This window comes from Pseudomonas sp. AE27 (assembly GCF_037113495.1).
Lineage (GTDB): Bacteria > Pseudomonadota > Gammaproteobacteria > Pseudomonadales > Pseudomonadaceae > Aquipseudomonas > Aquipseudomonas palmensis.
The window spans coordinates 5,513,552-5,538,699 of sequence record NZ_CP146966.1 but is presented as its reverse complement, the minus strand read 5'-3'; the positions used below and the strand labels follow the sequence as shown (position 1 = coordinate 5,538,699).

Below are 25,148 nucleotides of genomic sequence, written 5' to 3'. Positions count from 1 at the left end.
CGCCTGCGCCTGATTGTGCCCGGCAACTGCCTATCTATTTGCAGTGCAGCTTTCCGGGCTTTGCCGTGTGGGTGGAACGCGCCGCCTGCTTGAGCCAGACGACCTTGGCCCTGGACGGCGGCTGCGCTTGCTGCATCGCTTCGGCACGACCCGGCGCACCCTCCGGCAACGACGCCAGATAGGCCCTGATCACGTCGAATTCGGCGCGGCTCAGGCCACGCAGTTCCAGTTCGGCAGGCATTTCATCACGCAATCGAGCGGCCGTACGGGCGACATCCAGGGCAAGCCCCAGGCGATCGAGCAACCGCTCGTAAATCTCCGGCTTCAGTGGTTCCAGCTGCGACTCTCCCATCCGTTCACCTCATTGAAGATAAGATTCATCTCCCCCCACACGTCAGCTTAGCGGCACTCCCAAAACCAGCCCGTTGCCGCGACCAACGGAACGCCGGCCGATCCGGTGCAATCAGGGTTTCCCACGATGGACGGGGGTCATGTATGCTACGGCGTTCACTCTTGACACCGGATTGCCGGGCACAACGGTTTTGAACCAGCCTGGATAAGGTCTCCCATTTCTCAGCGCAAAGTAGCCATGCACGAACTCTATCAGCCCCGCGAAATCGAAGCCGCCGCCCAGTCTTACTGGAACGAGCACCACTCTTTTGACGTCAGTGAACAGCCAGGCAAGGACACCTACTACTGCCTGTCGATGTTCCCTTACCCAAGCGGCAAGCTACACATGGGGCACGTGCGCAACTACACCATCGGCGACGTGATCGCGCGCTACCAGCGCATGCTCGGCAAGAACGTCCTGCAGCCAATGGGCTGGGACGCCTTCGGCATGCCGGCGGAAAACGCCGCGATGAAGAACAACGTGGCACCGGCCAAGTGGACCTACGAAAACATCGATTACATGAAGACCCAGCTCAAGAGCCTGGGCCTGGCGATCGACTGGACCCGCGAGATCACCACCTGCAAGCCGGACTACTACCGCTGGGAGCAGTGGCTGTTCACCCGCCTGTTCGAAAAGGGCGTGATCTACCGCAAGAACGGCACCGTGAACTGGGACCCGGCCGACCAGACCGTACTGGCCAACGAGCAGGTCATCGACGGCCGTGGCTGGCGTTCGGGCGCGCTGATCGAAAAGCGCGAAATCCCGATGTACTACTTCAAGATCACCGCCTACGCCGACGAGCTGCTGGAAAGCCTCGACGAGCTGCCGGGCTGGCCTGAACAGGTCAAGACCATGCAGCGCAACTGGATCGGCAAGTCGCGCGGCATGGAAGTGCAGTTCCCCTACGACCAGGCCAGCATCGGCGAAGCGGGCACACTGAAAGTCTTCACCACCCGCCCCGACACCCTGATGGGCGCCACCTACGTGGCAGTGGCCGCAGAGCACCCGCTGGCGACCCTCGCAGCCAAGGGCAACCCTGAGCTGCAGGCGTTCATCGACGAGTGCAAGAGCGGCAGCGTTGCCGAAGCCGACGTCGCCACCCAGGAGAAGAAGGGCCTGGCCACTTCGCTGCTGGTCGAGCACCCGCTGACCGGCGAGAAGCTCCCGGTGTGGGTCGCCAACTACGTGCTGATGCACTACGGCGACGGCGCAGTCATGGCCGTACCGGCCCACGACGAACGCGACTTCGAGTTCGCCACCAAGTACAAGCTGCCGATCAAGACCGTGGTGCGCACCAGTGCCGGCGATCAAGTGGGCAGCGAATGGCAGGCCGCCTACAACGAGCACGGCCAGCTGATCAACTCCGGCGCGTTCGACGGCCTGGACTTCCCTGGCGCCTTCGATGCCATCGAAGCCGCCCTGATCACCAAGGGCCTGGGCCAATCGCGCACCCAGTTCCGCCTGCGCGACTGGGGCATCAGCCGCCAGCGCTACTGGGGCTGCCCGATCCCGATCATCCATTGCGACGCCTGTGGCGACGTACCGGTGCCGGAAGACCAACTGCCGGTCATCCTGCCGGAGAACGTGGTTCCGGACGGCGCCGGCTCGCCGCTGGCGCGCCTGCCTGAATTCTACGAATGCAGCTGCCCGAAATGCGGCCAGCCGGCCAAGCGCGAAACCGACACCATGGACACTTTCGTCGAGTCGTCCTGGTACTTCGCCCGTTATGCCTCGCCCAACTACGACCAGGGCCTGGTCGACCCTAAAGCGGCCAACCACTGGCTGCCGGTCGATCAATACATCGGCGGTATCGAGCACGCGATCCTGCACCTGCTGTATGCACGCTTCTTCCACAAGCTGATGCGCGACGAAGGGCTGGTCACCTCCAACGAGCCGTTCAAGAACCTGCTGACCCAGGGCATGGTCGTGGCCGACACCTACTACCGTGTCGCCAGCAACGGCGGCCAGGACTGGTTCAACCCGGCCGACGTCGAAGTCGAGCTGGATGCAAAGGGCAAGGCCATCAGTGCGCGCCTGAAGACCGACGGCCTGCCGGTGATCATCGGTGGCACCGAGAAGATGTCCAAGTCCAAGAACAACGGCGTCGACCCGCAATCGATGATCGAAGCCTACGGTGCCGACACCTGCCGCCTGTTCATGATGTTCGCTTCGCCGCCCGACATGAGCCTGGAATGGTCCGACTCCGGCGTCGAGGGTGCCAACCGCTTCCTGCGCCGCGTCTGGCGCCTGGCCCAGGCCCACGTTGGCCAGGGTCTGCCGGGCAAGCTGGAGCTGGGCAACCTGAACGACGCACAGAAGCTGGTACGCCGTGCCACCCATTCGGCGATCCGCCAGGCCAGCATCGACGTGGGCCAGCACAACAAGTTCAACACCGCCATCGCCCAGGTAATGACCCTGATGAACGTGCTGGAAAAGGCCTCGCAAGCCACCGACCTGGACCGCGCACTGATCCAGGAAGGCCTGGAGACCGTGGCCCTGATACTGGCGCCGATCACCCCGCACATCAGCCACGAGTTGTGGCAGCGCCTGGGCCACACCCAGGCCATCATCGATGCCGGCTGGCCGGCGGTCGACGAAAGCGCGCTGGTGCAGGACACCCTCGAACTGGTCATCCAGGTCAACGGCAAGCTGCGCGGGCACATCGAAATGCCGGCCGGTGCCAGCCGTGAAGAAATCGAGGCCGCCGCGCGCAGCAACGAGAACGTGCTGCGTTTCACCGAAGGCCTGAGCATCCGCAAGGTCATCGTGGTACCCGGCAAGCTGGTCAATATCGTCGCCAACTGAGAGCAACGGGCGACTTGATGGCGCCCGCACCGCCTACAAGGTTCAAGGGAGCAACAAGATGATCAAACGCAATCTGCTGGTGATGGGCCTGGCGGTCCTGCTCAGCGCCTGCGGTTTCCAGCTGCGTGGCACCGGTGTCACCGAGCTGAGCCTCAAGGAAATCGACCTGAGCGCGCGCAACGCCTATGGCGAAACCGTGACCCAGCTGCGCCAGGTACTGCAAACCAGCGGCGTCAACGTGCACACAGGTGCGCCGTACAAGCTGATCCTGACCAACGAACAGGAAAACCAGCGCGCGGCCAGCTATGCCGGCGCCGGCCGCTCGGTGGAGTACGAGCTGACCACCGAGCTTAGCTACGAAATCAAAGGCCTGGACAACCTGAGCCTGCTGAACGACAAGATCGAAGTGCAGAAGGTCTACGTGCACGACAGCAACAACCTGACCGGTTCCGATCAGGAAGCCGGCCAGATCCGTGGCGAGATTCGTCGCGAGCTGGTACAGCGCATGGTGCTGCGCCTGCAGCAACTGACCCCCGAGCAGCTCGACAGCCTGCAACAGAAGGCCGATGAGCGGGCCAAGGCCGAAGCCCAGGCGCTTGAAGCTGCGCGCCGTGCCCAGGATGCAACCCCCCAGCAATCGCCGCTGGAACTGCCGGCCAACTGAGCCTGAACGGGGCGCTTCGGTGCCCCGTCTATCTGTCCTATGAAGCTCACACCTGCCCAACTGCCCAAACACCTGCAAGGCAACCTCGCACCGGTCTACGTGATCAGTGGCGACGACCCGTTGCTGTGCCAGGAAGCCGCCGATGCGGTGCGCCTGGCGGCTCGCCAGCAAGGGTTCGACGAACGCCAGGTGTTCAGCGCCGACGCCAACTTCGACTGGGGCACCCTGCTGCAGGCCGGTGCCAGCCTGTCGCTGTTCGCGCAAAAGCGTGTGCTGGAGCTGCGCCTGCCGTCGGGCAAGCCCGGCGACAAGGGCGCGGCGGCACTGATCGAATACTGTGCGCGCCCGGCCGACGACACCCTGCTGCTGGTCAGCCTGCCCAAACTTGATGGCAGCGCGCAGAAGACCAAGTGGGGCAAGGCCCTGATCGAAGGCCAGCAGGTGCAGTTCGTGCAGATCTGGCCGGTCGACACCCAGCAGCTGCCGCAATGGATCAACCAGCGCCTGGCCCAGGCCGGGCTCTCGGCCCAGCGTGATGCGGTGGAGCTGATCGCCGCACGGGTCGAAGGCAACCTGCTGGCCGCAGCGCAGGAGATCGAAAAGCTCAAGCTGCTGGCCGACGGCAACACGATCACCGTGGAAACCGTGCAGGCAGCAGTGGCCGACAGTGCACGTTTCGACGTGTTTGGCCTGGTCGATGCGATCCTCAACGGCGAGGCCGCGCATGCGCTGCGCATGCTCGAGGGGCTGCGCGGCGAAGGGGTCGAGCCACCGGTGATCCTCTGGGCACTGGCGCGCGAGCTGCGTGTACTGGCCGGCCTGGCCCAGCAGTTCGCCCAGGGCGTGCCGCTGGACAAGGCGTTCAGCCAGGCTCGCCCGCCAGTGTGGGACAAGCGCAAGCCCTTGATGAGCAAGGCCCTGCAGCGTTACTCGGCGCAACGCTGGGCGCAGCTGCTGCAGGATGCCCAGCGCATCGATGCGCAAATAAAGGGCCAGGCCCAGGGCTCGCCCTGGGTGAGCCTGTCGCGGCTGTCGCTGTTGATGGCGGGTCAGCGGCTGGCATTGCCTGCCGAGTAACCCCCCTGACGGTCAGCACCGGCGAAGCTTCTGGGGGCCGCTGCGCAGCCCATCGCCGGCAATGCCGGCTCTGCCCTTGCCTGCGAGGGGTTCAGCGCCTATATTGCGCCCACACCCATCTGAGCAGGACCTCTGCCATGAGCAAAAAGCCCGCAAAGCACCGGCCCAACAAGGCCAAATCGATCATCGCCCAGCCCTTGTTCCGCAGCCGTCAGGAACCCGCCGGCAAAGGCAAAGGCAGCTACCGCCGCGAAGCCTTCCAATCGAGAGATTGGGAGGCTTCTCACTTTTTGGCCGCATGAAAGCAAGAAACCCACAGGCATGATATGGTCGTCACCTGACCTGAAATACCTGGACCCATGCATGCCCTTATGCCCCTCCCGTCGCCGGCAACTTCGCCAGCTGACCGCAGCTTCCAGCCTTATCCTGCTCGTCGCCTGTGCCGAGCAACCTACCGTCGCCGACACCCTGCCCCTGGCTCCCGCGCAACCTGCCCCGGTGGTCACCCTGCCCACCCCGAACACCGACGCCAGCCCGGAAATCCAGCCCCTGCAGACCTTTGCCCAATGGCAAGCCGGCTTTCGTCAGCAGGCCCTGCAGGCCGGCATCACCCCGGCCACCTTCGACCGCGCGTTCATCGGCATCACCCCCGACATGGACGTGATCAAGGCCGACCGCAGCCAACCCGAATTCACCCGGCCGGTGTGGGAATACCTCGAGGGCGCGCTGTCGCCCCTGCGCGTTCGCAACGGCAAGAAGCTGCTCGACCAGCATGCCGTCCTGCTCAGCCAGCTGGAGCAACGCTATGGCGTGGACCGCAGCGTACTGGTGTCGGTATGGGGCATGGAGAGCAACTTCGGCCAGTTCCAGGGCAGCAAGTCGGTGATCCGCTCCCTGGCCACCCTGGCCTATGAAGGACGCCGCCCGGCATTTGCCCAGGCGCAGCTGATCGCGGCCCTGCAGATCCTGCAGAACGGCGATATCCAGCCCGAGGCCATGCTGGGTTCGTGGGCCGGCGCAATGGGCCAGACCCAGTTCATCCCGACCACCTACAACACCCACGCCGTGGACTTCGACGGCGACGGTCGCCGCGACATCTGGAAGAGCTCGGCCGATGCGCTGGCCTCCACCGCGCACTACCTGCAAAGCTCCGGCTGGAAACGTGGCGAGCCTTGGGGCTTCGAAGTCCAGGTGCCAGGCAGCTTCGACTACTGGCTGGCCGATGGCAGCCTGCGCAAAAGCGTGGCCGAGTGGCAGCAACTGGGTGTGACCCTGCCAGCCGGTGCCCGTGCCCCGGCCGGTACCGAACAGCTCTCGGCCGCCCTGCTGCTGCCGGCGGGCGCCCGTGGCCCGGCATTCCTGGTGCTGGACAACTTCCGCGCGATCCTCAAGTACAACAACTCGTCGTCCTATGCGCTGGCCGTAAGCCTGCTGGCAGAACGCTTCGACAACTCGGGCTTCATTCGCGGGTCGTGGCCCAAGGATGACCTGCCGCTGAGCCGCAGCGAGCGGATCGAGCTGCAGCAACTGCTCAGCGCCAACAATTATGACGCGGGCACCGCAGACGGGATCATCGGCGCCAACACGCGCAAGGCCATCCGCAGTGCGCAGCAGGCGCAGGGCTGGCCGGCCGATGGCTACCCGACGCACAAGCTGCTGGAAAGCCTGCGCAAGCGCTGACAGCGCGACGGCAGGGCCGGCTCCCACAGCCTGTAGGAGCCGGCCTTGCCGGCGAAGAAGCCAGTGAAGCCATCAACAAAAAGGCCCCCGTACCATCGCTGGTACGGGGGCCTTTTTCAGCCAGTCACACGCCGGTCACAGCTTGATCTTGGCCTCGTGCGCCTGTTGGTCGGCATGGTACGACGAACGCACCAGCGGGCCCGAGGCGACGTTCTTGAAGCCCATCTTGTAGCCTTCCTCGGCGAACCAGGCGAAGGTGTCCGGGTGCACGAAGCGCTGCACCGGCAAGTGGCTGCGCGATGGCTGCAGGTACTGGCCCAGGGTCAGCATGTCGATGTTGTGCTCGCGCATGCGATGCATCACCTCGATCACTTCCTCGTCGGTCTCGCCCAGGCCCAGCATCAGGCCGGACTTGGTCGGTACGTGCGGCACCAGCTCCTTGAACTTCTGCAGCAGGGTCAGCGACCACTGGTAGTCCGAACCCGGACGCGCGGCCTTGTACAGGCGTGGCACGGTTTCCAGGTTGTGGTTGAACACATCCGGCGGCTCTTGCGCCGTGATCGCCAGTGCCACGTCCATGCGTCCGCGGTAGTCCGGCACCAGGGTTTCCAGCTGCACGCCCGGCGACAGCTTGCGGATCTCGCGCAGGCAGTCGGCAAAGTGCTGGGCACCGCCGTCACGCAGGTCGTCGCGGTCCACCGAGGTGATCACCACGTACTTCAGGCGCAGGTCGGCGATGGCCACGGCCAGGTTCATCGGCTCGTCGACATCCAGCGCTTTGGGCCGGCCGTGGCCGACGTCGCAGAACGGGCAGCGACGGGTGCAGATGTCACCCATGATCATGAAGGTGGCGGTGCCACCCGAGAAGCACTCGCCCAGGTTCGGGCAGGAAGCCTCTTCGCACACGCTATGCAGCTTGTGCTTGCGCAGCAGCTGCTTGATGCGGTCGACTTCCGGCGACACCGGGATGCGCACGCGGATCCAGTCAGGTTTTTTCGGCAGTTCCTCGGTCGGGATGATCTTGACCGGGATACGTGCAACCTTTTCGGCGCCACGCAGCTTGACGCCAGCTTCGACCTTGGGCCGTGGGGCCGGGCGCGCGCTGACGTCCTGAGTGGGAATAAGGGTTTGCTGCGGTTCTTGCACAACAGTATTCATATTCAGTCGATTCCGCCCGCAAGGGTCGTCTGCTCAGCATAGTCGAGGTGCTTGACCAGCTGCCCGCGCAGCCTTGCCCTTACCTCGGTGAGTTCGATCGGGCCTGCCTGATCGCGCAGCTGGGTCATGGCCAGCCCCGCATACCCGCAGGGGTTAATCCGGCGGAATGGCGCAAGGTCCATGTCCACGTTCAAGGCAAGGCCATGGAAAGAACAGCCATTGCGAATGCGCAAGCCGAGGGAGGCGATCTTCGCCCCGTCGACGTAGACGCCAGGCGCGTCGGGCTTGGCCGCCGCCTCGACGCCATAACTGCCCAGCAGCTCGATCAGGCAGCGCTCCATGCGGCTGACCAGGTCACGCACGCCAAAGCCCAGGCGGCGTACATCGAGCAACAGGTAGGCCACCAGCTGACCCGGTCCATGGTAGGTCACCTGGCCACCGCGGTCGGTCTGCACCACCGGGATATCTCCCGGCAGCAGCAGGTGCTCGGCCTTGCCGGCCTGGCCCTGGGTGAACACCGGCGGGTGTTCAACCAGCCACACTTCATCGGCCGTGCCCGGGCCACGCTGGTCGGTGAACCGACGCATGGCCTCGAGCACGGCCGTGTAAGGCAGCAGGCCGAGGTCGCGAAAGCCGAGGCTGGCCGACATCAGAGCACCATTTTCACGATTCCGGTCGCGCGCAGGGCACTGTTGATGTTCTGCAACTGGTCTTCACTGGTGGCAATGATGTGCAGCTGCACCGTGGTGTACTTGCCTTCCTTGCTCTGGCGCTCGGCCAGGGTCTTGAGGTCGACCTCGGCGTATTTCTTGAGAATCTCGATCACCGTGTCCCTGAAATGGACCACGGTGTCGCCGATTATCTTGATCGGGTAATCGGCGCAGGGGAATTCGATCTTGTGCGACTTGACGTCTGGTTCGGTCATGGCAGTAACGGCCTCGTAAGCCGTGGCAACAACAATGCCCCCGCGTGAGTGTGCGGGGGCATGGCAGGTCACGATATCAGTTGAACAGCCCGTAGAAGAATAGCCGAATGCTATCCCACGCACGACGCAGGAAACCACCTTCCTCCACGTCGTCCAGCGCGATCAGGTCGGCGCTGTGTACCACATTGTCATCCAGTTTGACTTCCACTTTACCGATCACGTCACCTTTGGCGATGGGCGCGGTCAGCTGCGGGTTCATGGTCATGCTTGCAGCCAGCTTCTTCAATTGGCCTTTAGGCAAAGTCATGCTCAGGTCTTCGGCAAGACCTGCCTTGACCTGGGCTGTCTTGCCCTTCCACACCGGCGCCTGGGCCAGTTCGGTGCCCTTCTGGTAGAAGGTCTGGGTCTCGAAGAAGCGGAAACCGTAGGTCAGCAGCTTCTGGGTTTCGGCAGCGCGCGATTGCTCGCTGTTGGTACCGAACACCACGGCGATCAGGCGCATGCCGTCACGTACTGCCGAGGACACCATGCAGTAGCCCGCCTCGTCGGTGTGGCCGGTCTTCAGGCCGTCGACGGTCTTGTCGCGCCACAGCAGCAGGTTGCGGTTGGGCTGCTTGATGTTGTTCCAGAAGAATTCCTTCTGCGAGTAGATCGCGTAGTGCGCCGGATCCTCGTGGATGATCGCCCGTGCCAGCACCGCCATGTCGTGCGCCGAGGAGTAGTGCTCGGGGTTCGGCAGGCCGGTGGGGTTCATGAAGTGGCTGTTGCTCATGCCCAGGTCGGTGGCAGTCTTGTTCATCATGTCGGCGAAGGCGTCTTCACTGCCGGCAATGTGCTCGGCCAGGGCGACGCTGGCGTCGTTGCCCGACTGGATGATGATGCCGTGCAGCAGGTCGCTGACGCTGACCTGGGTGCCGACCTTGATGAACATGCGCGAACCGCCGGTACGCCAGGCGTTTTCGCTGACGGTGACAGGATCGTTCTCGCCGATCTGCCCGCGACGGATGTCCAGGGTGGCGATGTAGGCGGTCATCAGCTTGGTCAGGCTCGCCGGAGGCAGGCGCTGGTCGCCATTGTTCTCGACCAGGATGTTGCCGCTGGAGGCTTCCATGAGCACGTAGGACTTGGCTGCCAGTTGCGGCGGCGACGGCATCATCTGCTCTGCCGCGAAAGCGGCAGGAGCGATCATCAGCGGTACAAGCAGGCAAAGGCGTTTGGCAAAGCTGGTTATGTTCATCCGTCTCTCGAAATGGCTATTGGGCTCATGCCCTCGCGGGCAAAACGTATTCCAGGCGCTGGGCCTGGCGAGCAAAACGGCCATTGTACATGGCTGCTCTGCCCGACTGCATGACAAACCGATCAGTCCCCCCGATCAGTCTGCCGTGACGACTTTGGGTTGCCCCAGGTTGGCCAGGCGCACGCTGTCCTGCATCTGCTGGGCCTCGCCCTGGCTGTTGATCGGCCCCAGGCGCACGCGGTGCAGGGTCTGCTGGTTGCGCACGATGGAACTGATGAACACCGGCGCGCTGACCATGCCGCTGAGCTTGGAGCGCAGCAGTTCGGCCGCATCCGGGTTGGCGAACGCGCCGACCTGCAAGTAAAGACCATTGCTGGCCGGCCCGCTGCCGTTGTTGGCAACCTGCACCGGCACCACGGCCGCCGCGTGCTGCTGCGGCGGCGGGGTCCATTGCTCGACGGTGCCGGTACTGGCCGGCAGCGGCTGGGTCTGGGCCACCTGGGGCTGGTTGAGCACCATCGGCGCCTGCTGACCACGCTGGGCCCACCATTGCTGCGGGTCGATGCCCTCGACGCGCACCCGGGCGGTACCGGTTTCGGCGTAGCCGAGCTTCTTGGCCGCGGCGTAGGACAGGTCGATGATGCGGTCCGAATAGAACGGACCACGGTCGTTGACCCGCAGGATCACGCTGCGCTGGTTGTCCAGGTTGGTCACCTTGACGTAGGCCGGCAGTGGCAGGGTCTTGTGCGCCGCACTCATGCCGTACAGGTCGTACACCTCGCCATTGGCGGTGTTCTGCCCGTGGAACTTGGTGCCGTACCACGACGCCGTACCCTCGGCGCGGTAATTGCGCGAGTCCTGGATCGGGAAGTAGGTCTTGCCCAGCACCGTGTAGGGGTTGGCCTTGTAGTTGCCGGTGTGCACCGTTGGGGTGGCGTCGGGGATCTTCGAGACATCCACGTCCCACCACGGCGCGCCGTCCTTGTGGGCCCGGTTGATGTCCAGGCCCGGCTTGGCGCGAACCACGTTGCTGCCACCTTGCGGCGTCGGGCGGCTGGAGGAGCAGCTGACCAGCAACAGGCCCAGGGCCGCGCAACCGATCAGTTTGAGAGATGTGTCAGTAAACAGTACGCGCATTACCTGGCGCCCCTTGCCTGGACCAGCTGATCCGAGAGTTGATGTACCGCCATGGCGTACATCACGCTGCGGTTGTAGCGAGTGATCGCGTAGAAATTCTTCAGGCCCAGCCAGTATTCCGGGCCGTTGTCGCCTTCGAGCCGGAAGGCGGTGACCGGCAGATCATCGCGCAGCGCATCATGACTCGACCAGCCCAGTGCCCGCAACTGCGCGACGGTCTTGACCGCCTCGATACCCGGGCTCAAGCCCTCGTCGACACGTTCGCCACGCACCTGGGCGCGGCTGACCACGCCCTCGCCGGCCACCCAGCCATGGCGCTTGAAGTAGCTGGCCACGCTGCCGATGGCATCGTCCGGGTTGGTCCAGATATTGATGTGGCCGTCGCCGTCGAAGTCCACGGCATAGGCGCGAAAGCTGCTGGGCATGAACTGCGGCAGGCCCATGGCGCCGGCGTACGAGCCCTTGAGGGTCAGCGGGTCGACCTGTTCTTCGCGGGCCAGCAGCAGGAACTCGCGCAGCTCCTTGCGGAAGAACTCGGCCCGCGGCGGGTAATCGAAGCCCAGGGTCGACAGCGCGTCGATCACCCGGTAATTGCCGGTGTTGCGGCCAAAGAAAGTCTCCACGCCGATGATCGCCACGATCACCTGGGCAGGCACGCCGTATTCCTTTTCGGCGCGCGCCAGGGTGGCCTCGTGCTGGCGCCAGAAGTCCACACCGCGGGCGATACGCGCGTCGGTGATGAACATCGGCCGGTATTCCTTCCACGGCTTGACCCGCTCGGCCGGGCGCGAGATCGCATCCAGGATCGACTGCTTGCGCTGCGCCTCGCGAAACACCGCCATCAGTTGCTCGCCGGCAAAGCCGTAGTCGCGGGTCATCTCGCCGACGAACTCGGCCACCTGGGGCGAGCCGTCATAATCGGCGGCACTCGCCTGCTGACCTGGGGCCAGCAGCCCCAACAGCCCGACCCAGGGGGCACAGCGAGCCACCCAGCCACGCATTGCTTGCATTGAATTGTTCACCTTATTCAAACCTGCGCGATCCATTTGCGGTGCGTGTGGATCGACATCAAAACCCCAAACGCTGACAGCAGCGTCACGAGCGAAGTTCCGCCATAGCTGATGAAGGGCAGCGGCACGCCCACCACGGGCAACAGGCCGCTCACCATACCGATATTGACGAACACGTATACGAAGAAGGTCATGGTCAGGCTGCCGGCCAGCAGCTTGCCGTACAGCGTCTGCGCCTGGGCCGTGATCACCAGGCCGCGACCGATCAGCAGCAGGTAGATCAGCAGCAGCGCGCAGATGCCCACCAGGCCGAATTCCTCGCCGAGCACGGCGATGATGAAGTCGGTGTGGCTCTCGGGCAGAAAGTCCAGGTGCGACTGGGTGCCGAGCAGCCAGCCCTTGCCGAATACCCCACCCGAGCCGATCGCCGCCTTGGACTGGATGATGTTCCAGCCGGTGCCCAACGGGTCGCTTTCCGGGTCGAGGAAGGTCAGCACGCGCTGCTTCTGGTAGTCGTGCATGACGAAGAACCACATCGCCACCGCCACCGGCACTGCCGCCGCCAGCACGCTGAGGATCCAGCGCCAGCGCAGCCCGCCCATGAACAGCACGAACGCGCCCGAGGCCAGGATCAGCAACGCGGTGCCCAGGTCGGGCTGGCGCACGATGAGAATGAACGGCACACCGATCAGGATCAGGCTGATCATCACGTGCTTGAGGTGCGGCGGCAGGGTGCGCTTGGCCAGGTACCAGGCGATGGTCGCCGGCATGATGATCTTCATGAACTCCGACGGCTGGAAGCGGATCACCCCGGGGATGTTGATCCAGCGCGTGGCGCCCATGGCGTTGTGGCCCATCACGTCCACCACCACCAGCAGGATCACCCCGCCGACGTACGCCAGTGGCACCCAGCGCGCCATGAAGCGTGGCTCCAGCTGGGCGATGACGAACATCGACACCAGGCCCAGGCCGAACGAGGACGCCTGCTTGAGCAGCATGTCCCAGTTCTTGCCGCTGGCCGAATACAGCACGAACAGGCTGCCGGCGGCCAGGGTCAGCAGCAGCACCAGCAGCGGGCCGTCGACGTGGATGCGCTGCAGGAAGCTGGCGCGGCGGCGCATCACGTCCTCGCTGGAGAGCATGCGATCGAAATTACTCTTCACGGGCCGTTTCCTGCGCGGTTGTAGGGTTGGCTGGCGGGGCGGCCGGGGTGGTCACCGACACATTGGTCGGGGCGCCCGCGGGGTTGGCGTATTCAGGCTTGAGGCGACCGTTCTGGTCGAGCAGCCAGGCGTCCATCACCTGGCGCACCACGGGGGCGGCCACGCCGGAGCCGGACTCGCCGTTCTCGACCATCACCGACACCACGATCTTCGGGTTTTCGGCCGGGGCGAAGGACACGAACAGGGCGTGGTCGCGGTGACGCTCCTGCACCTTGTTGCGGTCATACTTCTCGCCCTGCTTGATCGCGACCACCTGCGCGGTACCACTCTTGCCGGCGATGCGGTACTGCGCGCCGATGGCAGCCTTGCGCGCGGTGCCACGGGCACCGTGCATCACCATCTCCATGCCGTGGGTGACCCTGTTCCAGTCGGCCTTGTCACGCAGCACGATGTCTTCCATCGGGTTCTCGTCCACCGGGCGCACGCCCTCGACGGTCTTGGCCAGGTGCGGGCGGTTCCACTTGCCCTTGCTGGCGATCAGCGCGGTGGCCTGGGCCAGTTGCAGCGGCGTGGCCTGCATGTAGCCCTGGCCGATGCCGAGGATCAGTGTCTCGCCGGGGAACCAGGCCTGGCGCCGGGTCGCGCGCTTCCAGTCACGCGACGGCATCAGCCCGGAGGATTCCTCGAACATGTCCAGCGCGACCTTCTGGCCGATGCCGAAGCGGTTCATGTAGGCCGAAAGCCGGTCGATGCCGACCTTGTGCGCCAGGTCGTAGAAATAGGTGTCGTTGGAACGCATGATCGCCGTGTCGAGGTCGACCCAGCCATCGCCGGTGCGGTTCCAGTTGCGGTACTTGTGGTCATAGTTGGGCAGTTGGTAGTAGCCCGGGTCGAACACCCGCGAGGTGGCCGTGACCGCGCCGGTGTCCAGGCCGACGATGGCCACTGCCGGCTTGATCGTCGACCCCGGCGGATACAGGCCGCGCAGTACGCGGTTGAACAGCGGGCGGTCGATCGAGTCGCGCAGCTCGGCATAGGCCTTGAAGCTGATGCCGGTGACGAAGGGGTTGGGGTCGAAGCTCGGCTGACTGACCATCGCCAGCACTTCACCTGTGTTCGGGTCGAGCGCCACGATCGCGCCACGACGACCGCCCAGCGCCGCTTCGGCGGCTTCCTGCAGCTTGATGTCCAGGCTCAGGACGATGTCCTTGCCGGGGATCGGATCGGTACGCTTGAGCACCCGCAGCACCCGGCCACGGGCGTTGGTCTCGACCTCTTCGTAGCCGACCTGGCCATGCAGCTCGGCTTCGTAGAAGCGCTCGATACCGGTCTTGCCGATATGGTGGGTGCCACTGTAGTTGACCGGGTCGAGGGACTTGAGCTCTTTTTCGTTGATGCGCCCCACATAGCCGACCGAATGCGCAAAGTGCGCACCCTGCGGGTAATGGCGTACCAGCTGCGCCGCCACCTCCACACCCGGCAGACGGAACTGGTTCACCGCTATCCGGGCGATCTGCTCTTCGGTCAGCTCGAACAGGATCGGTACCGGCTCGAAGGGCCGACGCCCCTGGCGCATGCGTTTTTCGAACAGTGCCCGGTCGTCCTCGGTCAGCTCCAGCACCTCGACGATGGAATCGAGTACCTGCTGCCAGTCACCGGAACGCTCGCGGGTCATGGTCAGGCTGAAGCTTGGCCGGTTGTCGGCGACTATCACCCCGTTGCGGTCGAAGATCAGCCCGCGTGTCGGCGGGATCGGCTGCACATGCACCCGGTTGTTCTCCGACAGCGTGGAGTGGTAGTCGTACTGAATGACCTGCAGGTAGTACAGCCGGGCGATCAGCACGCAAATCAGCAGCACGATCGCGACTGCGCCGACCACGACGCGGCTACGCACCAGGCGGGCGTCTTTCTCGTGGTCCTTGAGGCGAATCGGCTGCGACATTGAAAAGGCTTACGACTATTTGTGGTAAGGGTGCCCGGACAACACGGTCCAGGCGCGGTACAGCTGTTCGCCGATCAGTATCCTTACCAACGGGTGCGGCAAGGTCAGCGGCGACAGCGACCAGCGCTGCTCGGCCCGCGCACAGACTTCCGGCGCCAGCCCTTCGGGGCCGCCGACCATGAAGTTGACGGTACGCGAGTCGAGGCGCCAGCGGTCCAGTTCGACCGCCAGCTGCTCGGTGCTCCACGGCTTGCCGTGCACCTCGAGGGTGACGATACGCTCGCCCGGCTGGACCTTGGCCAGCATGGCCTCGCCCTCCTGACGGATCAGGCGGGCAACGTCGGCATTCTTGCCGCGCGTGTTGAGCGGTATCTCCACCAGCTCCAGGGACAGCTCCGACGGCAGGCGCTTGGCATATTCATGCCAGCCGTCCTCGACCCATTTGGGCATGCGCGAGCCGACCGCGATCAGACGCAGACGCACGGGGCTACCTTATTCCTGGTCTTTGTTGAGCTTGGCGAAGTGCTCGTGGGTGTGCTCCGGGCTGTGGTGCTTGCCATCGGCGGCACGGCTCTGCTCGGCACCTTTCCACAGGCGCTCCAGGTCGTAGAACTGACGGGCCGAGGCGGTCATCATGTGCACGATGACGTCGTCCAGGTCCAGCAGCACCCAGTCGCTGTCGCCCTTGCCTTCTTCGCCCAGCGGACGAACGCCCTTCTCCTTGACCATCTGGCGGACCTTGTCCAGCATCGCGCTGATCTGACGGTTGGAGGTACCGGTGGCGATGATCATGTAGTCGGTGATGCTCTGCTTGTCGCGAACGTCGATGACCAGGACGTCCTGGGCCTTGACGTCTTCAAGGGCAGCTACCGCGACCTTGACCAGCTCTTCGCCTTTAATCATTTCTTGCTTGCTCATATAAAACTCATTCAACTCGTAGGTATGAGGCGCCGTTGGCGCACTCAGTTCGGCACACGGTACAGGCCGTGCGCATCGATATAGGCCAGTACTGCGTCCGGCACCAGAAACCGCACCGACTTGCCGCTGGCCAGCAGCTGTCGGATCTGCGTGGCCGACACCGACAAGGGTGTCTGCCAGACGAATGCTATGTGCCCGGCCGGCCCCTGCAGGGCTTGCGGGTCACTCACCGAACGTGCGGCCAGCAGGTTGCGCAGGGCATCCGGCGACTCGACGTCGGCATCCGGGCGCTGAAGCACCAGGATATGACAGTGTTGCAACAACTCTTCCCAGCGATGCCAGCTCGGCAGGCCGCAGAATGCGTCCCAGCCCAGCAGCAGGAACAACTGGTCGTCAGCGGCCATTTCGGCGCGCATCAGCTCCAGCGTATCGATGGTGTAGGACGGCTTGTCCCGGGCCAGCTCACGCGCATCGACGCTCAGCAGGGGCACGCCCTCGACCGCTCGTTCGACCATGGCCAGGCGATCCTGCGCCGACACCTGCGGCATGTCGCGGTGCGGCGGGCGCGCATTGGGCATCAGGCGCAGTTCGTCCAGCGTCAGCACTTCGGCCACCTCCAGCGCACTGCGCAGGTGACCGATGTGCACCGGATCGAACGTGCCGCCGAGCACGCCGATGCGCCGGGCGGGCGACGGCGTGGCAGCAACGGCGAGCGGGCTGTGCTCGGCCAAGGTCAGAACGACTCCTGACCGCGCAGCTGGCCGTCACCGATCACCACGTACTTCTCGCAGGTCAGCCCTTCCAGTCCGACCGGGCCGCGTGCATGCAGCTTGTCGGTGGAGATGCCGATCTCGGCCCCCAGGCCGTACTCGAAGCCGTCGGCAAAGCAGGTCGGGGTGTTGATCATCACCGACGAGGAGTCGACCTCGGCGGTAAAGCGCCGGGCCTGCCCCTGGTGTTCGGTGACGATCGAATCGGTATGGTGCGAACCATAGTGGTTGATGTGCTCGATGGCCGCATCCAGGCCATCGACCACGCGAATCGACAGAATCGCCGCCAGGTACTCGGTGCTCCAGTCGTCTTCGCTGGCCGGCAGTGCCTCGATGATCTGCCGGGTGCGCTCGCAGCCCCGCAGCTCCACGCCCTTGTCGCGAAACTGGCTGGCCATCGCCGGCAGGAACGCCGCGGCGACCGACTGGTCGACCAGCAGGGTTTCCATGGCGCCGCAGATGCCGTAGCGATAGGTCTTGGCGTTGAAGGCGATGCGTTGGGCCTTGTCCAGCTCGGCGTGCTCGGCCACGTACACGTGGCAGATGCCGTCCAGGTGCTTGATCACCGGCACCCGTGCGTCGCGGCTGACCCGTTCGATCAGGCCCTTGCCGCCACGGGGCACGATCACGTCGACGTACTCGGGCATGCTGATCAGTGCGCCCACCGCCTCGCGGTCGGTGACCTCGACCACCTGCACCACCGCCGCGGGCAGGTCGGCCTCGGCCAGGCCGCGCTGGATGCAGGCGGCAATGGCACGGTTGGAATGAATGGCTTCGGAGCCGCCACGCAGGATGGTGGCGTTGCCCGACTTCAGGCACAGGCTGGCAGCGTCGATGGTCACGTTGGGGCGCGACTCGTAGATGATGCCGATGACGCCCAGCGGTACGCGCATCTTGCCGACCTGGATGCCGGAGGGGCGATAGCTCATGTCGCGGATGGCACCGACCGGGTCCGGCAGGCTGGCCACCTGGCGCAGGCCGACGATCATGCCGTCGATGCGGGCCGGGGTCAGCGCCAGGCGCTCGAGCATGGCCGGCTCCAGACCATTGGCGCGACCGGCAGCCAGGTCCAGTTCGTTGGCGGCGCCCAGCTCGGCGCGGGCGGCGTCCAGGGCATTGGCGGCAGCGTGCAGGGCGCGGTTCTTCTGCGCGGTGCTGGCGCGGGCAATCACGCGCGCGGCCTCACGGGCGGCGCGACCCAGGCGGGTCATGTAGTCAAGAACGGACTCAGTCATGGGCTCAGTGTCTTGGCGGAGGGGAAAATCGGCTGATTATAACTGTCATGCAGGTATACGCCCAGCGGTGTCAGGCGGATGGTCGAAAACAGTGTATGAAGATGTACCGTAGCGCGTCCCTTCGCCGGCAAGGCCGGCTCCAGCAAAGCCCCGCCGCCGACCCGGACCATAAATTGCTATTATCGCGCCCATGACCGAATTCGCCCCCTGCCCGCCCCGGGCCCTCCCCGACAGTTTCTTCGACCGCGACGCCCAGACCCTGGCCAAGGCCCTGCTCGGCAAGGTAATCCGCCATCGTCAGGGCGAGCTGTGGCTGTCGGCGCGCATCATCGAAACCGAAGCCTATTACGTCACCGACAAGGGCAGCCACGCCTCGCTGGGCTACACCGAAAAACGCAAGGCCCTGTTCCTCGATGGCGGCCACATCTACATGTACTACGCCCGTGGCGGCGATTCGCTCAACTTCAGCGCCCACGGCCCCGGCAACGCGGTGCTGATCAAGTCGGCCTACCCCTGGGTGGATGCCGTCAGCGACCACAACAGCCTGGCGCAGATGCAGCTGAACAACCCCGATGCCAGCGGCCAGCCGCGCGCCGACCAGCGCCTGTGTGCCGGCCAGACCCTGCTGTGCAAGGCCCTGGGGCTGAAAGTCCCGCACTGGGACGCCCAGCGCTTCGACCCCGAGCGGCTGTTCGTCGAAGACTGCGGCATAACCGTGAAACACATTATTCAGACCACACGCCTGGGCATTCCCCAAGGGCGCGACGAACATCTGCCCTACCGTTTCGTCGACGCCGACTTCGCCGCGCACTGCACCCGGAACCCGCTGCGCCGTGGGCAAGTCGAAGGCCGCGACTATTTCTTACTGACACAAGGAAACTGACACCATGGGCCCATGGCTCGACAGCCTGACCGGCTGGCTGACCGCGAACCCGCAATGGCTCGGCCTGGCAATCTTCATCGTGGCCTGCGTCGAATGCCTGGCCATCGCCGGGCTCATCGTGCCCGGCACCATCCTGCTGTTCGCCGTGGCGGTTCTCGCCGGCAGCGGCGCACTGGGCCTGAGCGAAACCCTGCTGCTGGGCTTTCTGGGCGGGCTGCTGGGCGATGCGATTTCCTACACCCTGGGCCGGCGCTTCCACCAGAACATCCGGCGCCTGCCGCTGCTGCGCCACCACCCCGAATGGATCGGCAGCGCCGAGAGCTACTTCCAGCGCTATGGCATCGCCAGCCTGCTGGTGGGGCGCTTCATCGGCCCGCTGCGGCCGATGCTGCCGATGGTGGCGGGCATGTTCGACATGCCCTTGCCACGCTTCATCGCCGTCAGCCTGTTGGCAGGTGCCGGCTGGGCGGTGGCCTACCTGCTGCCCGGCTGGGCCACCGGCGCGGCCATGCGCCTGCCGCTGCCCGAAGGGTTCTGGACCGAAGCAGGCATCATCGCCGCCGGCCTCGCACTATTGATCGGCCTGAGCATCAGCACCAGCCTGCGCAGCAAGCGCTACGGCACACGGCTGATCGCCGGCCTGAGCCTGGTAATGCTGGCTGCAGTGTTCATCGGCTGGCCGTACCTGAACGATTTCGACCAGGGCCTGATGACCCTGGTGCAGGAACACCGCCGCGCCACGCTGGACGGCACCATCGTACTGATCACCCGCCTGGGCGACTTCCGCACTCAGTTCGTGGTGGGCGGCGTGCTCACCGGCCTGCTGCTGCTGAGCCGGCAGTGGCGCCCGGCGATCTTCGCCGCCTGCACGCTGATGGGCACGGCGCTGGCCAACGGCACACTCAAGTGGCTGTTCGCCCGCGCGCGCCCCGAAGTGCTCAGCGACCCGTTGACCTCCTACAGCATGCCCAGTGGCCACAGTTCGGCGTCATTCGCGTTCTTTCTGACGCTGGCGGTGCTGGCCGGTCGTGGCCAGCCGCCACGCATGCGCCTGACCTGGATTCTGCTGGGGTGCCTGCCGGCGATGTCGATTGCCCTGTCCAGGGTCTACCTGGGTGCACACTGGCCCACCGACATCCTCGCCGGCTCGCTGCTGGCCTGCTGCGTGTGCGCCGCCAGCCTGAGCCTGGTGCAGCACCGCGAGCCGCTCGGCGCCATGCCGCTCAAGGTGTGGTGGCTGATCCTGCCGGCCTGCGCCGGCACCCTGGCGTTCTTCGCCCTGCATGCCTTGCCCCATGCCCTGCTGCGCTACCAGTACTGAGACCTAGGCGAACAACTCGCCCTGCAGCCGCTCGAGCAGCGCCTGGATCGCGTCCAGGCGCTGGCGGGGCGAATCGATGGCCAGCAGGTCGAGCTTGTCTTCATCCTCGAAGGGCAGCAGGTAGGCCAGCTGGTTGGCCAGTGCCTGCTGGCCGATGACTTCGACCGGCATGTCCAGTGCCGCCACCATCGGGTGCTCGCCCAGCGCGCCGAGCAAGGCCAGCAGGTCGTGATCGTCCTCCTCCAGGGGGGCGTCGGGCTGTTCGCTGCGCCAGTTCACGTCGGCCAGCAGCAGTTGGTCCTTCTGCACCTCGTAGGGGCCGACATCGAAGCGCCGCACACCCTCGACGCGAATGCCCAGCAGGCCGTTGTCCTGCTGCTGGAAGTCGCGTATCAACGCCTCGCAGCCGATTGTCGCGAACCCCGACGGGGCATTGCCCACCTGCTCGCCTTCGAGAATGCACACCACGCCGAACCCGCCGCCCTGCTTCATGCAGCGGCCGATCATGTCCAGGTAGCGCGCCTCAAAGATCTGCAGGTCGAGCTTGCAGCCGGGGAACAGTACGGTATTGAGTGGAAACAGGGGCAATGTCATCGAATATCCTCAGGCAACCAGGCTGACCGCCAACGGCAGGAACACCGCCGTGACCACTCCCATCAGGCTCATGCCCAGGGCCGCGAAGGCCCCGGTTTCCTCGCTTTCTTCCAACGCCACCGCCGTGCCCACCGCGTGCGCACTGATGCCCAGTGCCATGCCGCGAGCTTCCGGGCTGCTCACCCCGCAGGCCGACAGCAGGGCCGGGCCGAAGATCGCCCCGATCACCCCGGTGATCAGCACGAACACTGCCGCCAGCGCCGCCACCCCGCCGATCTGCTCGGCCACCAGCATCGCAATCGGCGAAGTCACCGACTTGGGCGCCATGGTCATCAGGATCATGTGTTCGGCACCGAACCACCAGCCCAGCAACAGGCAGGCACAGGTCGCGACCAGGCCGCCGATTACCAGCGTAGTCAAGGTCGGCCACAACAGCTGGCGAATACGCCGCAGGTTCAGGTAGAGCGGGACCGCCAGGGCCACGGTGGCCGGGCCCAGCAGGATGTTCATGATTTCGGTGCTCTTGCGGTACTCGGCGTAGGACACGCCGCACGTCACCAGTACACCGATCACCACCAGCATCGATACCAGTACCGGCTGCAGGAAGATCCAGCGGGTCTTGTCATAGGCCGCCAACACCAGCTGATAGGCCCCCAGGGTGATACCGATGCCGAACAGCGGGTGGTGGATGACCGCATCGAGGGCGCCGTGCCAGTCCAGGCTCATGGCTTTTCCTCACGACGGGCCTGACGGGCAATCATCTTCTGCATGAGCACGCCACAGAACGCCAGGGCGATCAGCACCGACAGCACCAGCGAACCGGCGATGGCCCAGAAGTCGGCAGCAATGTCGGCGGCGTACACCATCACCCCCACCGCCGGCGGCACCAGCAGCAACGGCAGGTAGCGCAGCAGGCTGCTGGCCGCCTCGCTCAATGGCGCACTGACCTCGCCGCGCAGCATCAGGTACGCCAGCAACAGCACCAGCCCGATGATCGGCCCCGGCAGCATCGACAGAAACAGGTGATTGATCGCCGTCCCCAGCAACTGGAACAGCACGAGCCACGTCAAACCACGCAACAACATTGCACTTCTCCCTCAGGCCTGGCGGCCATTATAAGCACGCTAACGACTGGTCTATACCCCGATATTCGCTGAAACAACGGTGACTTGACCGCATCCGGTCGGCGTGCTGATCTTAAGCAGTCGAACCTGTAGCAGTCACAACAAAATCAAAGACAACCAGGAGAGTCGCAATGCCCTATGTACCCGTTGCAGAGCTGGCGCAGTACGTTGGAAAGGAACTGGGACGTTCCGAGTGGCTGACCATCGACCAGGAGCGCATCAACCTGTTCGCCGAGGCTACCGGCGACTTCCAGTTCATTCATGTGGACCCGGTGAGGGCGGCAAAAACGCCATTTGGCAGCACCATTGCCCACGGTTTTCTCACCCTTTCGCTGATTCCCAAGCTGATGGAAGACATCCTCGTGCTGCCCGAGGGGCTGAAGATGGTCGTCAACTATGGCCTGGACAGCGTGCGCTTCATCCAGCCGGTGAAGGTCGGTTCGCGGGTTCGTCTCAAGGTCGACCTGAGCGAGGCCATCGAGAAGAAACCGGGCCAGTGGCTGCTCAAGGCCACCACCACCCTGGAAATCGAAGGCCAGGACAAACCCGCCTATATCGCCGAGCCGCTGTCGCTCTGCTTCGTCTGACCCGCCCAAGGTGAAACAGCTGCCAGCGGCTGTTTCACCCGCGACAAACTGCGGCATACTCGGGGCCTGACTTGCCCGGACCCCGCCATGCGCCCATTCGTACCCCTTGCCCTGACCCTGCTGCTCGCCGCCTGTGGCGACGGTGAACCGCTGTCACCGCCCGACGCCCGCCTGCCCGATGGCGGCCGCTACCGTGGCGACGTGGTCAATGGCCTGCTGCAGGGCCCGGGGCGCATCGACTACCCCAACGGCAGCTGGTATGCCGGCAACTTCCAGCAGGGCCAGTGGCAGGGCCGCGGCGAATGGCACGGCAGCAATGGCGAGGTGTACCGCGGCGAGTTCCAGCAGGGTCTGTTTCACGGCCAGGGCGAGCTGACCACCCCGGGCAGCCACTACAGCGGCGGCTTCAAGCTTGGCCGGCGTGACGGCGAAGGCACCCTCAGGGAAGGCCAGGTACAGTATCGCGGGCAGTTCAAGGACGACCAGTACAACGGCGCCGGCGAACTGACCCTGGCCGACGGCAGCCAGTACCAGGGCCTGTTCGCCAAGGGCAAACCCCACGGCGAAGGCATCCGCAGCGATGCCAGTGGCAACCAGTTCAGCGGGCGCTTCGTCGACGGCCAGTTGCAGGGCAGCGGCACCTTCAACAGCGCCGAAGGCGACCAGTACATCGGCGAATTCAAGGACAACCACCTGCAAGGTCGCGGCCGTTACGAAAACGCCGATGGCGACGTTTGGATCGGCCAGTTCCGCGACGGCTCGCTGACCGGCAAGGGCGAGCTGTTCGGCAGCGACGGCAGCCACTACAAGGGCGAGTTTCGCGACTGGCGCTTCGCCGGCCAGGGCCGTCTGCAATTGCCCGACGGCAGCCTGTACGTCGGCGGTTTCGAAAACGACACCTACCAGGGCAAAGGCCGGCTGACGCAGGTCGACGGCAGCGTCGAAAGCGGCCACTGGGTCAACGGCCTGCGCGTGCGCGACGAACACGGGCGCCTGTTGCCCGACCCCCTGGAGCTGGCCCTGCTCAAGCAGGGCACCCTGCTCGACAAGGCGCTGGCCCAGGTACCGGCCTCCACCCCGGCCATCGAACTGTACAGCCTGGCCCTGGCCGGCGATGGCAACCAGAGCGTGTTCATGCGCGAGGCCGACTACGTCAGCGACATGCTCAAGACCCGTTTCGGTGCCACTGGCCAGGTCGCCCTGGTCAACCACCGCGACCACATGGCCGACCGCCCCCTGGCCACCCGCGAGAACCTGGCGCGGGCCGCACGCACCCTGGCCGAGCGCAGCGGCCCCGAAGACCTGGTGTTCATCTACCTGACCAGCCACGGCAGCCACGAACATGAACTGGTGCTGGATCTGCCGCGCCTGCAACTGGCCGACCTGCCCGCCGATGAACTCTCGGCCGCGCTTGCCCCACTAAAGGAACGTGACAAGATAATCGTGATCTCTGCGTGCTACTCGGGGGGTTACATCGATTCACTCAAGGACGACAAGACCTTGATCATGACCGCATCGCGTGCCGACCGGGTGTCGTTCGGCTGCTCCGAAGAGGCCGACTTCACCTATTTCGGCGAAGCACTGTTCGCCCGGGCACTGAACCAGACCGACGACCTGCAGCAGGCCTTCGAACTGGCCAAGACCACGGTGCAGCAGCGCGAGCAGGCCGATGGCTTCGAGGCTTCCGAACCTCAGCTGTGGGCGCCGCAACGGGTGCTGCAGCACTGGCAGAAACTGCGCCAGCAACAGGCACGAAAAGCACTGCAAAGTGCCGATGCGGTACAAGCAGAAAATACAAGCAGCCACTAAGCTGACTGTATCAAGGGAGAGACATCATGTACCTGACGCCTCAGCACATCCTGATTGCCGGAGCCACCGGGCTGACTGGTGAGCATTTGCTGGATCGGCTGCTCAACGAGCCGACCGTGAGCCGTGTGCTGGCCCCCACGCGCCGGCCGCTGGCCGAACACCCGCACCTGGAGAACCCGGTCGGCGACCCGGCGGTGTTCCTGCCGCAGTTGAGCGGCCGGGTGGACATCGCCTTCTGCTGCCTGGGCACCACCATCAAGCAGGCAGGTTCGGAAACGGCGTTTCGCGCCGTCGACCTGGACATGGTGGTGGCGTTCAGCAAGCGGGCGCGGGAAATGGGTGCACGGCACCTGCTGGTGGTCAGCGCGATTGGCGCCGACCCCAAGTCGTCGGTGTTCTACAACCGGGTCAAGGGCGAGATGGAACAGGCACTCATGGCGCAGGACTGGCCGCAATTGACCATCGCGCGGCCGTCGGTGCTGCTGGGCGAGCGTATCGAGCCTCGGCTCGGTGAACAGTTTGCCGGGCCGTTGTCGCGGCTGCTGCCGGGCAAGTACCGCGGCATCGAAGCCTGCCAGCTGGCGCGGGCGCTGTGGCGCCTGGCGCTGGAAGAGCAGGACGGGGTCCGCATTGTCGAGTCGGATGAGCTGCGCAAACTGGGTAAATGATCCGAAGGCAGGCTCCTGCAAGGGTCGGTGTAGGAGCCGGCCTTGCCGGC

Annotated in this window: 26 protein-coding genes; 10 read left to right on the top strand and 16 right to left on the bottom strand. The window is 65.0% G+C overall.

Translation table 11 applies throughout. The features are described 5' to 3' along the window. Window positions 1-34: 34 nt before the first annotated feature. Window positions 35-352: a hypothetical protein gene (locus V9K84_RS25505; RefSeq protein ID WP_043863893.1), complete on the bottom strand. Its 318-nt coding sequence runs from the start codon at window positions 350-352 to the stop codon at window positions 35-37. Between the two features lie 237 nt (window positions 353-589). On the opposite strand from V9K84_RS25505, the gene leuS reads away from it, so the two are divergent. From leuS to V9K84_RS25480, 5 genes are all read left to right on the top strand, one after another. Continuing rightward, a complete protein-coding gene (leuS, locus tag V9K84_RS25500; protein ID WP_054916346.1) occupies window positions 590-3,196 on the top strand; it encodes a leucine--tRNA ligase in 2,607 nt (868 codons plus the stop codon). A 58-nt stretch (window positions 3,197-3,254) separates the two neighbouring features. Continuing rightward, window positions 3,255-3,860 carry an LPS assembly lipoprotein LptE gene (lptE, locus tag V9K84_RS25495; protein ID WP_088514343.1) on the top strand — a complete coding sequence of 202 codons (606 nt, stop codon included), beginning with the start codon at window positions 3,255-3,257 and terminating at the stop codon, window positions 3,858-3,860. A gap of 39 nt (window positions 3,861-3,899) precedes the next feature. Further along, a complete protein-coding gene (gene holA, locus V9K84_RS25490; RefSeq protein WP_058540594.1) occupies window positions 3,900-4,937 on the top strand; it encodes a DNA polymerase III subunit delta in 1,038 nt (345 codons plus the stop codon). A gap of 137 nt (window positions 4,938-5,074) precedes the next feature. Beyond that, window positions 5,075-5,239, top strand: coding sequence for an alternative ribosome rescue factor ArfA (arfA, locus tag V9K84_RS25485; protein ID WP_054916343.1), 165 nt, complete (start codon window positions 5,075-5,077; stop codon window positions 5,237-5,239). A gap of 61 nt (window positions 5,240-5,300) precedes the next feature. Continuing rightward, window positions 5,301-6,617: a lytic murein transglycosylase gene (locus V9K84_RS25480; protein ID WP_043863897.1), complete on the top strand. Its 1,317-nt coding sequence runs from the start codon at window positions 5,301-5,303 to the stop codon at window positions 6,615-6,617. A 135-nt stretch (window positions 6,618-6,752) separates the two neighbouring features. Here the strand turns inward: V9K84_RS25480 and lipA are convergent, their stop codons facing one another. From lipA to V9K84_RS25420, 12 genes are all read right to left on the bottom strand, one after another. Continuing rightward, window positions 6,753-7,775 carry a lipoyl synthase gene (gene lipA, locus V9K84_RS25475; RefSeq protein WP_043863898.1) on the bottom strand — a complete coding sequence of 341 codons (1,023 nt, stop codon included), beginning with the start codon at window positions 7,773-7,775 and terminating at the stop codon, window positions 6,753-6,755. A gap of 2 nt (window positions 7,776-7,777) precedes the next feature. Continuing rightward, window positions 7,778-8,425 (bottom strand): lipoyl(octanoyl) transferase LipB, encoded by a 648-nt coding sequence (lipB, locus tag V9K84_RS25470; protein ID WP_043863899.1) that lies wholly within the window; start codon window positions 8,423-8,425, stop codon window positions 7,778-7,780. Further along, a complete protein-coding gene (locus V9K84_RS25465) occupies window positions 8,425-8,700 on the bottom strand; it encodes a DUF493 domain-containing protein (protein ID WP_043863900.1) in 276 nt (91 codons plus the stop codon). The genes lipB and V9K84_RS25465 overlap by 1 nt, the downstream gene beginning before the upstream one ends. A 76-nt stretch (window positions 8,701-8,776) precedes the next feature. Then, a complete protein-coding gene (locus V9K84_RS25460; RefSeq protein WP_043863901.1) occupies window positions 8,777-9,937 on the bottom strand; it encodes a D-alanyl-D-alanine carboxypeptidase family protein in 1,161 nt (386 codons plus the stop codon). Window positions 9,938-10,072: 135 nt separating this feature from the next. After that, window positions 10,073-11,074 carry a septal ring lytic transglycosylase RlpA family protein gene (locus V9K84_RS25455; RefSeq protein WP_043863902.1) on the bottom strand — a complete coding sequence of 334 codons (1,002 nt, stop codon included), beginning with the start codon at window positions 11,072-11,074 and terminating at the stop codon, window positions 10,073-10,075. After that, window positions 11,074-12,084, bottom strand: a complete 1,011-nt coding sequence (gene mltB / locus V9K84_RS25450; RefSeq protein WP_043863903.1) for a lytic murein transglycosylase B — start codon at window positions 12,082-12,084, stop codon at window positions 11,074-11,076. The genes V9K84_RS25455 and mltB overlap by 1 nt, the downstream gene beginning before the upstream one ends. Window positions 12,085-12,101: 17 nt before the next feature. Beyond that, on the bottom strand, window positions 12,102-13,205 hold the full coding sequence (gene rodA / locus V9K84_RS25445; protein WP_043863944.1) for a rod shape-determining protein RodA: 1,104 nt from the start codon (window positions 13,203-13,205) through the stop codon (window positions 12,102-12,104). A gap of 31 nt (window positions 13,206-13,236) precedes the next feature. After that, a complete protein-coding gene (mrdA, locus tag V9K84_RS25440) occupies window positions 13,237-15,189 on the bottom strand; it encodes a penicillin-binding protein 2 (RefSeq protein WP_054916341.1) in 1,953 nt (650 codons plus the stop codon). Window positions 15,190-15,204: 15 nt separating this feature from the next. Continuing rightward, entirely contained in the window at window positions 15,205-15,672 is a 468-nt protein-coding gene (rlmH, locus tag V9K84_RS25435; protein ID WP_010222895.1) for a 23S rRNA (pseudouridine(1915)-N(3))-methyltransferase RlmH, read from the bottom strand. A gap of 9 nt (window positions 15,673-15,681) precedes the next feature. Continuing rightward, entirely contained in the window at window positions 15,682-16,107 is a 426-nt protein-coding gene (gene rsfS / locus V9K84_RS25430; RefSeq protein WP_088514344.1) for a ribosome silencing factor, read from the bottom strand. 44 nt (window positions 16,108-16,151) lie between these two features. After that, window positions 16,152-16,838 carry a nicotinate-nucleotide adenylyltransferase gene (nadD, locus tag V9K84_RS25425; protein ID WP_043863906.1) on the bottom strand — a complete coding sequence of 229 codons (687 nt, stop codon included), beginning with the start codon at window positions 16,836-16,838 and terminating at the stop codon, window positions 16,152-16,154. Between the two features lie 2 nt (window positions 16,839-16,840). Further along, entirely contained in the window at window positions 16,841-18,112 is a 1,272-nt protein-coding gene (locus V9K84_RS25420) for a glutamate-5-semialdehyde dehydrogenase (protein ID WP_043863907.1), read from the bottom strand. A 190-nt stretch (window positions 18,113-18,302) separates the two neighbouring features. On the opposite strand from V9K84_RS25420, the gene V9K84_RS25415 reads away from it, so the two are divergent. Both V9K84_RS25415 and V9K84_RS25410 read left to right on the top strand, forming a co-directional pair. Next, on the top strand, window positions 18,303-18,995 hold the full coding sequence (locus V9K84_RS25415) for a DNA-3-methyladenine glycosylase (protein ID WP_043863908.1): 693 nt from the start codon (window positions 18,303-18,305) through the stop codon (window positions 18,993-18,995). Between the two features lie 4 nt (window positions 18,996-18,999). Further along, on the top strand, window positions 19,000-20,316 hold the full coding sequence (locus V9K84_RS25410; protein WP_054916340.1) for a bifunctional DedA family/phosphatase PAP2 family protein: 1,317 nt from the start codon (window positions 19,000-19,002) through the stop codon (window positions 20,314-20,316). A 3-nt stretch (window positions 20,317-20,319) separates the two neighbouring features. Here the strand turns inward: V9K84_RS25410 and V9K84_RS25405 are convergent, their stop codons facing one another. From V9K84_RS25405 to V9K84_RS25395, 3 genes are read right to left on the bottom strand one after another with little or no spacing between them, the layout of a single operon-like run. Continuing rightward, window positions 20,320-20,910 carry an LON peptidase substrate-binding domain-containing protein gene (locus V9K84_RS25405; RefSeq protein ID WP_043863910.1) on the bottom strand — a complete coding sequence of 197 codons (591 nt, stop codon included), beginning with the start codon at window positions 20,908-20,910 and terminating at the stop codon, window positions 20,320-20,322. A gap of 9 nt (window positions 20,911-20,919) precedes the next feature. Continuing rightward, window positions 20,920-21,630, bottom strand: a complete 711-nt coding sequence (locus V9K84_RS25400) for an LrgB family protein (RefSeq protein ID WP_173925073.1) — start codon at window positions 21,628-21,630, stop codon at window positions 20,920-20,922. A 2-nt stretch (window positions 21,631-21,632) separates the two neighbouring features. Further along, entirely contained in the window at window positions 21,633-21,995 is a 363-nt protein-coding gene (locus V9K84_RS25395; RefSeq protein ID WP_088514345.1) for a CidA/LrgA family protein, read from the bottom strand. 170 nt (window positions 21,996-22,165) lie between these two features. Between V9K84_RS25395 and V9K84_RS25390 the strand changes: the two genes are divergently transcribed. From V9K84_RS25390 to V9K84_RS25380, 3 genes are all read left to right on the top strand, one after another. Next, the gene (locus V9K84_RS25390) at window positions 22,166-22,621 is read left to right on the top strand and encodes a MaoC family dehydratase (RefSeq protein ID WP_088514346.1); all 456 of its coding nucleotides are present in this window, start codon (window positions 22,166-22,168) and stop codon (window positions 22,619-22,621) included. Window positions 22,622-22,708: 87 nt separating this feature from the next. Next, window positions 22,709-24,430 (top strand): C13 family peptidase, encoded by a 1,722-nt coding sequence (locus V9K84_RS25385; protein ID WP_078481390.1) that lies wholly within the window; start codon window positions 22,709-22,711, stop codon window positions 24,428-24,430. A 26-nt stretch (window positions 24,431-24,456) separates the two neighbouring features. Continuing rightward, window positions 24,457-25,098: an oxidoreductase gene (locus V9K84_RS25380; protein WP_088514347.1), complete on the top strand. Its 642-nt coding sequence runs from the start codon at window positions 24,457-24,459 to the stop codon at window positions 25,096-25,098. Window positions 25,099-25,148: the final 50 nt, after the last annotated feature.

Coding starts and splice junctions, on each gene's coding strand:
- V9K84_RS25395 (WP_088514345.1), bottom strand. CDS start 21,995: ATGTTGTTGCGTGGTTTGACGTGGCTCGTGCTGTTCCAGTTGCTGGGG.
- V9K84_RS25420 (WP_043863907.1), bottom strand. CDS start 18,112: ATGACTGAGTCCGTTCTTGACTACATGACCCGCCTGGGTCGCGCCGCC.
- rodA (WP_043863944.1), bottom strand. CDS start 13,205: ATGCGCCGCCGCGCCAGCTTCCTGCAGCGCATCCACGTCGACGGCCCG.
- V9K84_RS25380 (WP_088514347.1), top strand. CDS start 24,457: ATGTACCTGACGCCTCAGCACATCCTGATTGCCGGAGCCACCGGGCTG.
- holA (WP_058540594.1), top strand. CDS start 3,900: ATGAAGCTCACACCTGCCCAACTGCCCAAACACCTGCAAGGCAACCTC.
- V9K84_RS25505 (WP_043863893.1), bottom strand. CDS start 352: ATGGGAGAGTCGCAGCTGGAACCACTGAAGCCGGAGATTTACGAGCGG.
- V9K84_RS25465 (WP_043863900.1), bottom strand. CDS start 8,700: ATGACCGAACCAGACGTCAAGTCGCACAAGATCGAATTCCCCTGCGCC.
- V9K84_RS25460 (WP_043863901.1), bottom strand. CDS start 9,937: ATGAACATAACCAGCTTTGCCAAACGCCTTTGCCTGCTTGTACCGCTG.
- V9K84_RS25410 (WP_054916340.1), top strand. CDS start 19,000: ATGGGCCCATGGCTCGACAGCCTGACCGGCTGGCTGACCGCGAACCCG.
- leuS (WP_054916346.1), top strand. CDS start 590: ATGCACGAACTCTATCAGCCCCGCGAAATCGAAGCCGCCGCCCAGTCT.
- V9K84_RS25385 (WP_078481390.1), top strand. CDS start 22,709: ATGCGCCCATTCGTACCCCTTGCCCTGACCCTGCTGCTCGCCGCCTGT.
- rsfS (WP_088514344.1), bottom strand. CDS start 16,107: ATGAGCAAGCAAGAAATGATTAAAGGCGAAGAGCTGGTCAAGGTCGCG.
- lipA (WP_043863898.1), bottom strand. CDS start 7,775: ATGAATACTGTTGTGCAAGAACCGCAGCAAACCCTTATTCCCACTCAG.
- V9K84_RS25480 (WP_043863897.1), top strand. CDS start 5,301: ATGCCCTTATGCCCCTCCCGTCGCCGGCAACTTCGCCAGCTGACCGCA.
- lipB (WP_043863899.1), bottom strand. CDS start 8,425: ATGTCGGCCAGCCTCGGCTTTCGCGACCTCGGCCTGCTGCCTTACACG.
- V9K84_RS25390 (WP_088514346.1), top strand. CDS start 22,166: ATGCCCTATGTACCCGTTGCAGAGCTGGCGCAGTACGTTGGAAAGGAA.
- mrdA (WP_054916341.1), bottom strand. CDS start 15,189: ATGTCGCAGCCGATTCGCCTCAAGGACCACGAGAAAGACGCCCGCCTG.
- lptE (WP_088514343.1), top strand. CDS start 3,255: ATGATCAAACGCAATCTGCTGGTGATGGGCCTGGCGGTCCTGCTCAGC.
- V9K84_RS25415 (WP_043863908.1), top strand. CDS start 18,303: ATGACCGAATTCGCCCCCTGCCCGCCCCGGGCCCTCCCCGACAGTTTC.
- V9K84_RS25455 (WP_043863902.1), bottom strand. CDS start 11,074: ATGCGCGTACTGTTTACTGACACATCTCTCAAACTGATCGGTTGCGCG.
- V9K84_RS25405 (WP_043863910.1), bottom strand. CDS start 20,910: ATGACATTGCCCCTGTTTCCACTCAATACCGTACTGTTCCCCGGCTGC.
- arfA (WP_054916343.1), top strand. CDS start 5,075: ATGAGCAAAAAGCCCGCAAAGCACCGGCCCAACAAGGCCAAATCGATC.
- mltB (WP_043863903.1), bottom strand. CDS start 12,084: ATGCAAGCAATGCGTGGCTGGGTGGCTCGCTGTGCCCCCTGGGTCGGG.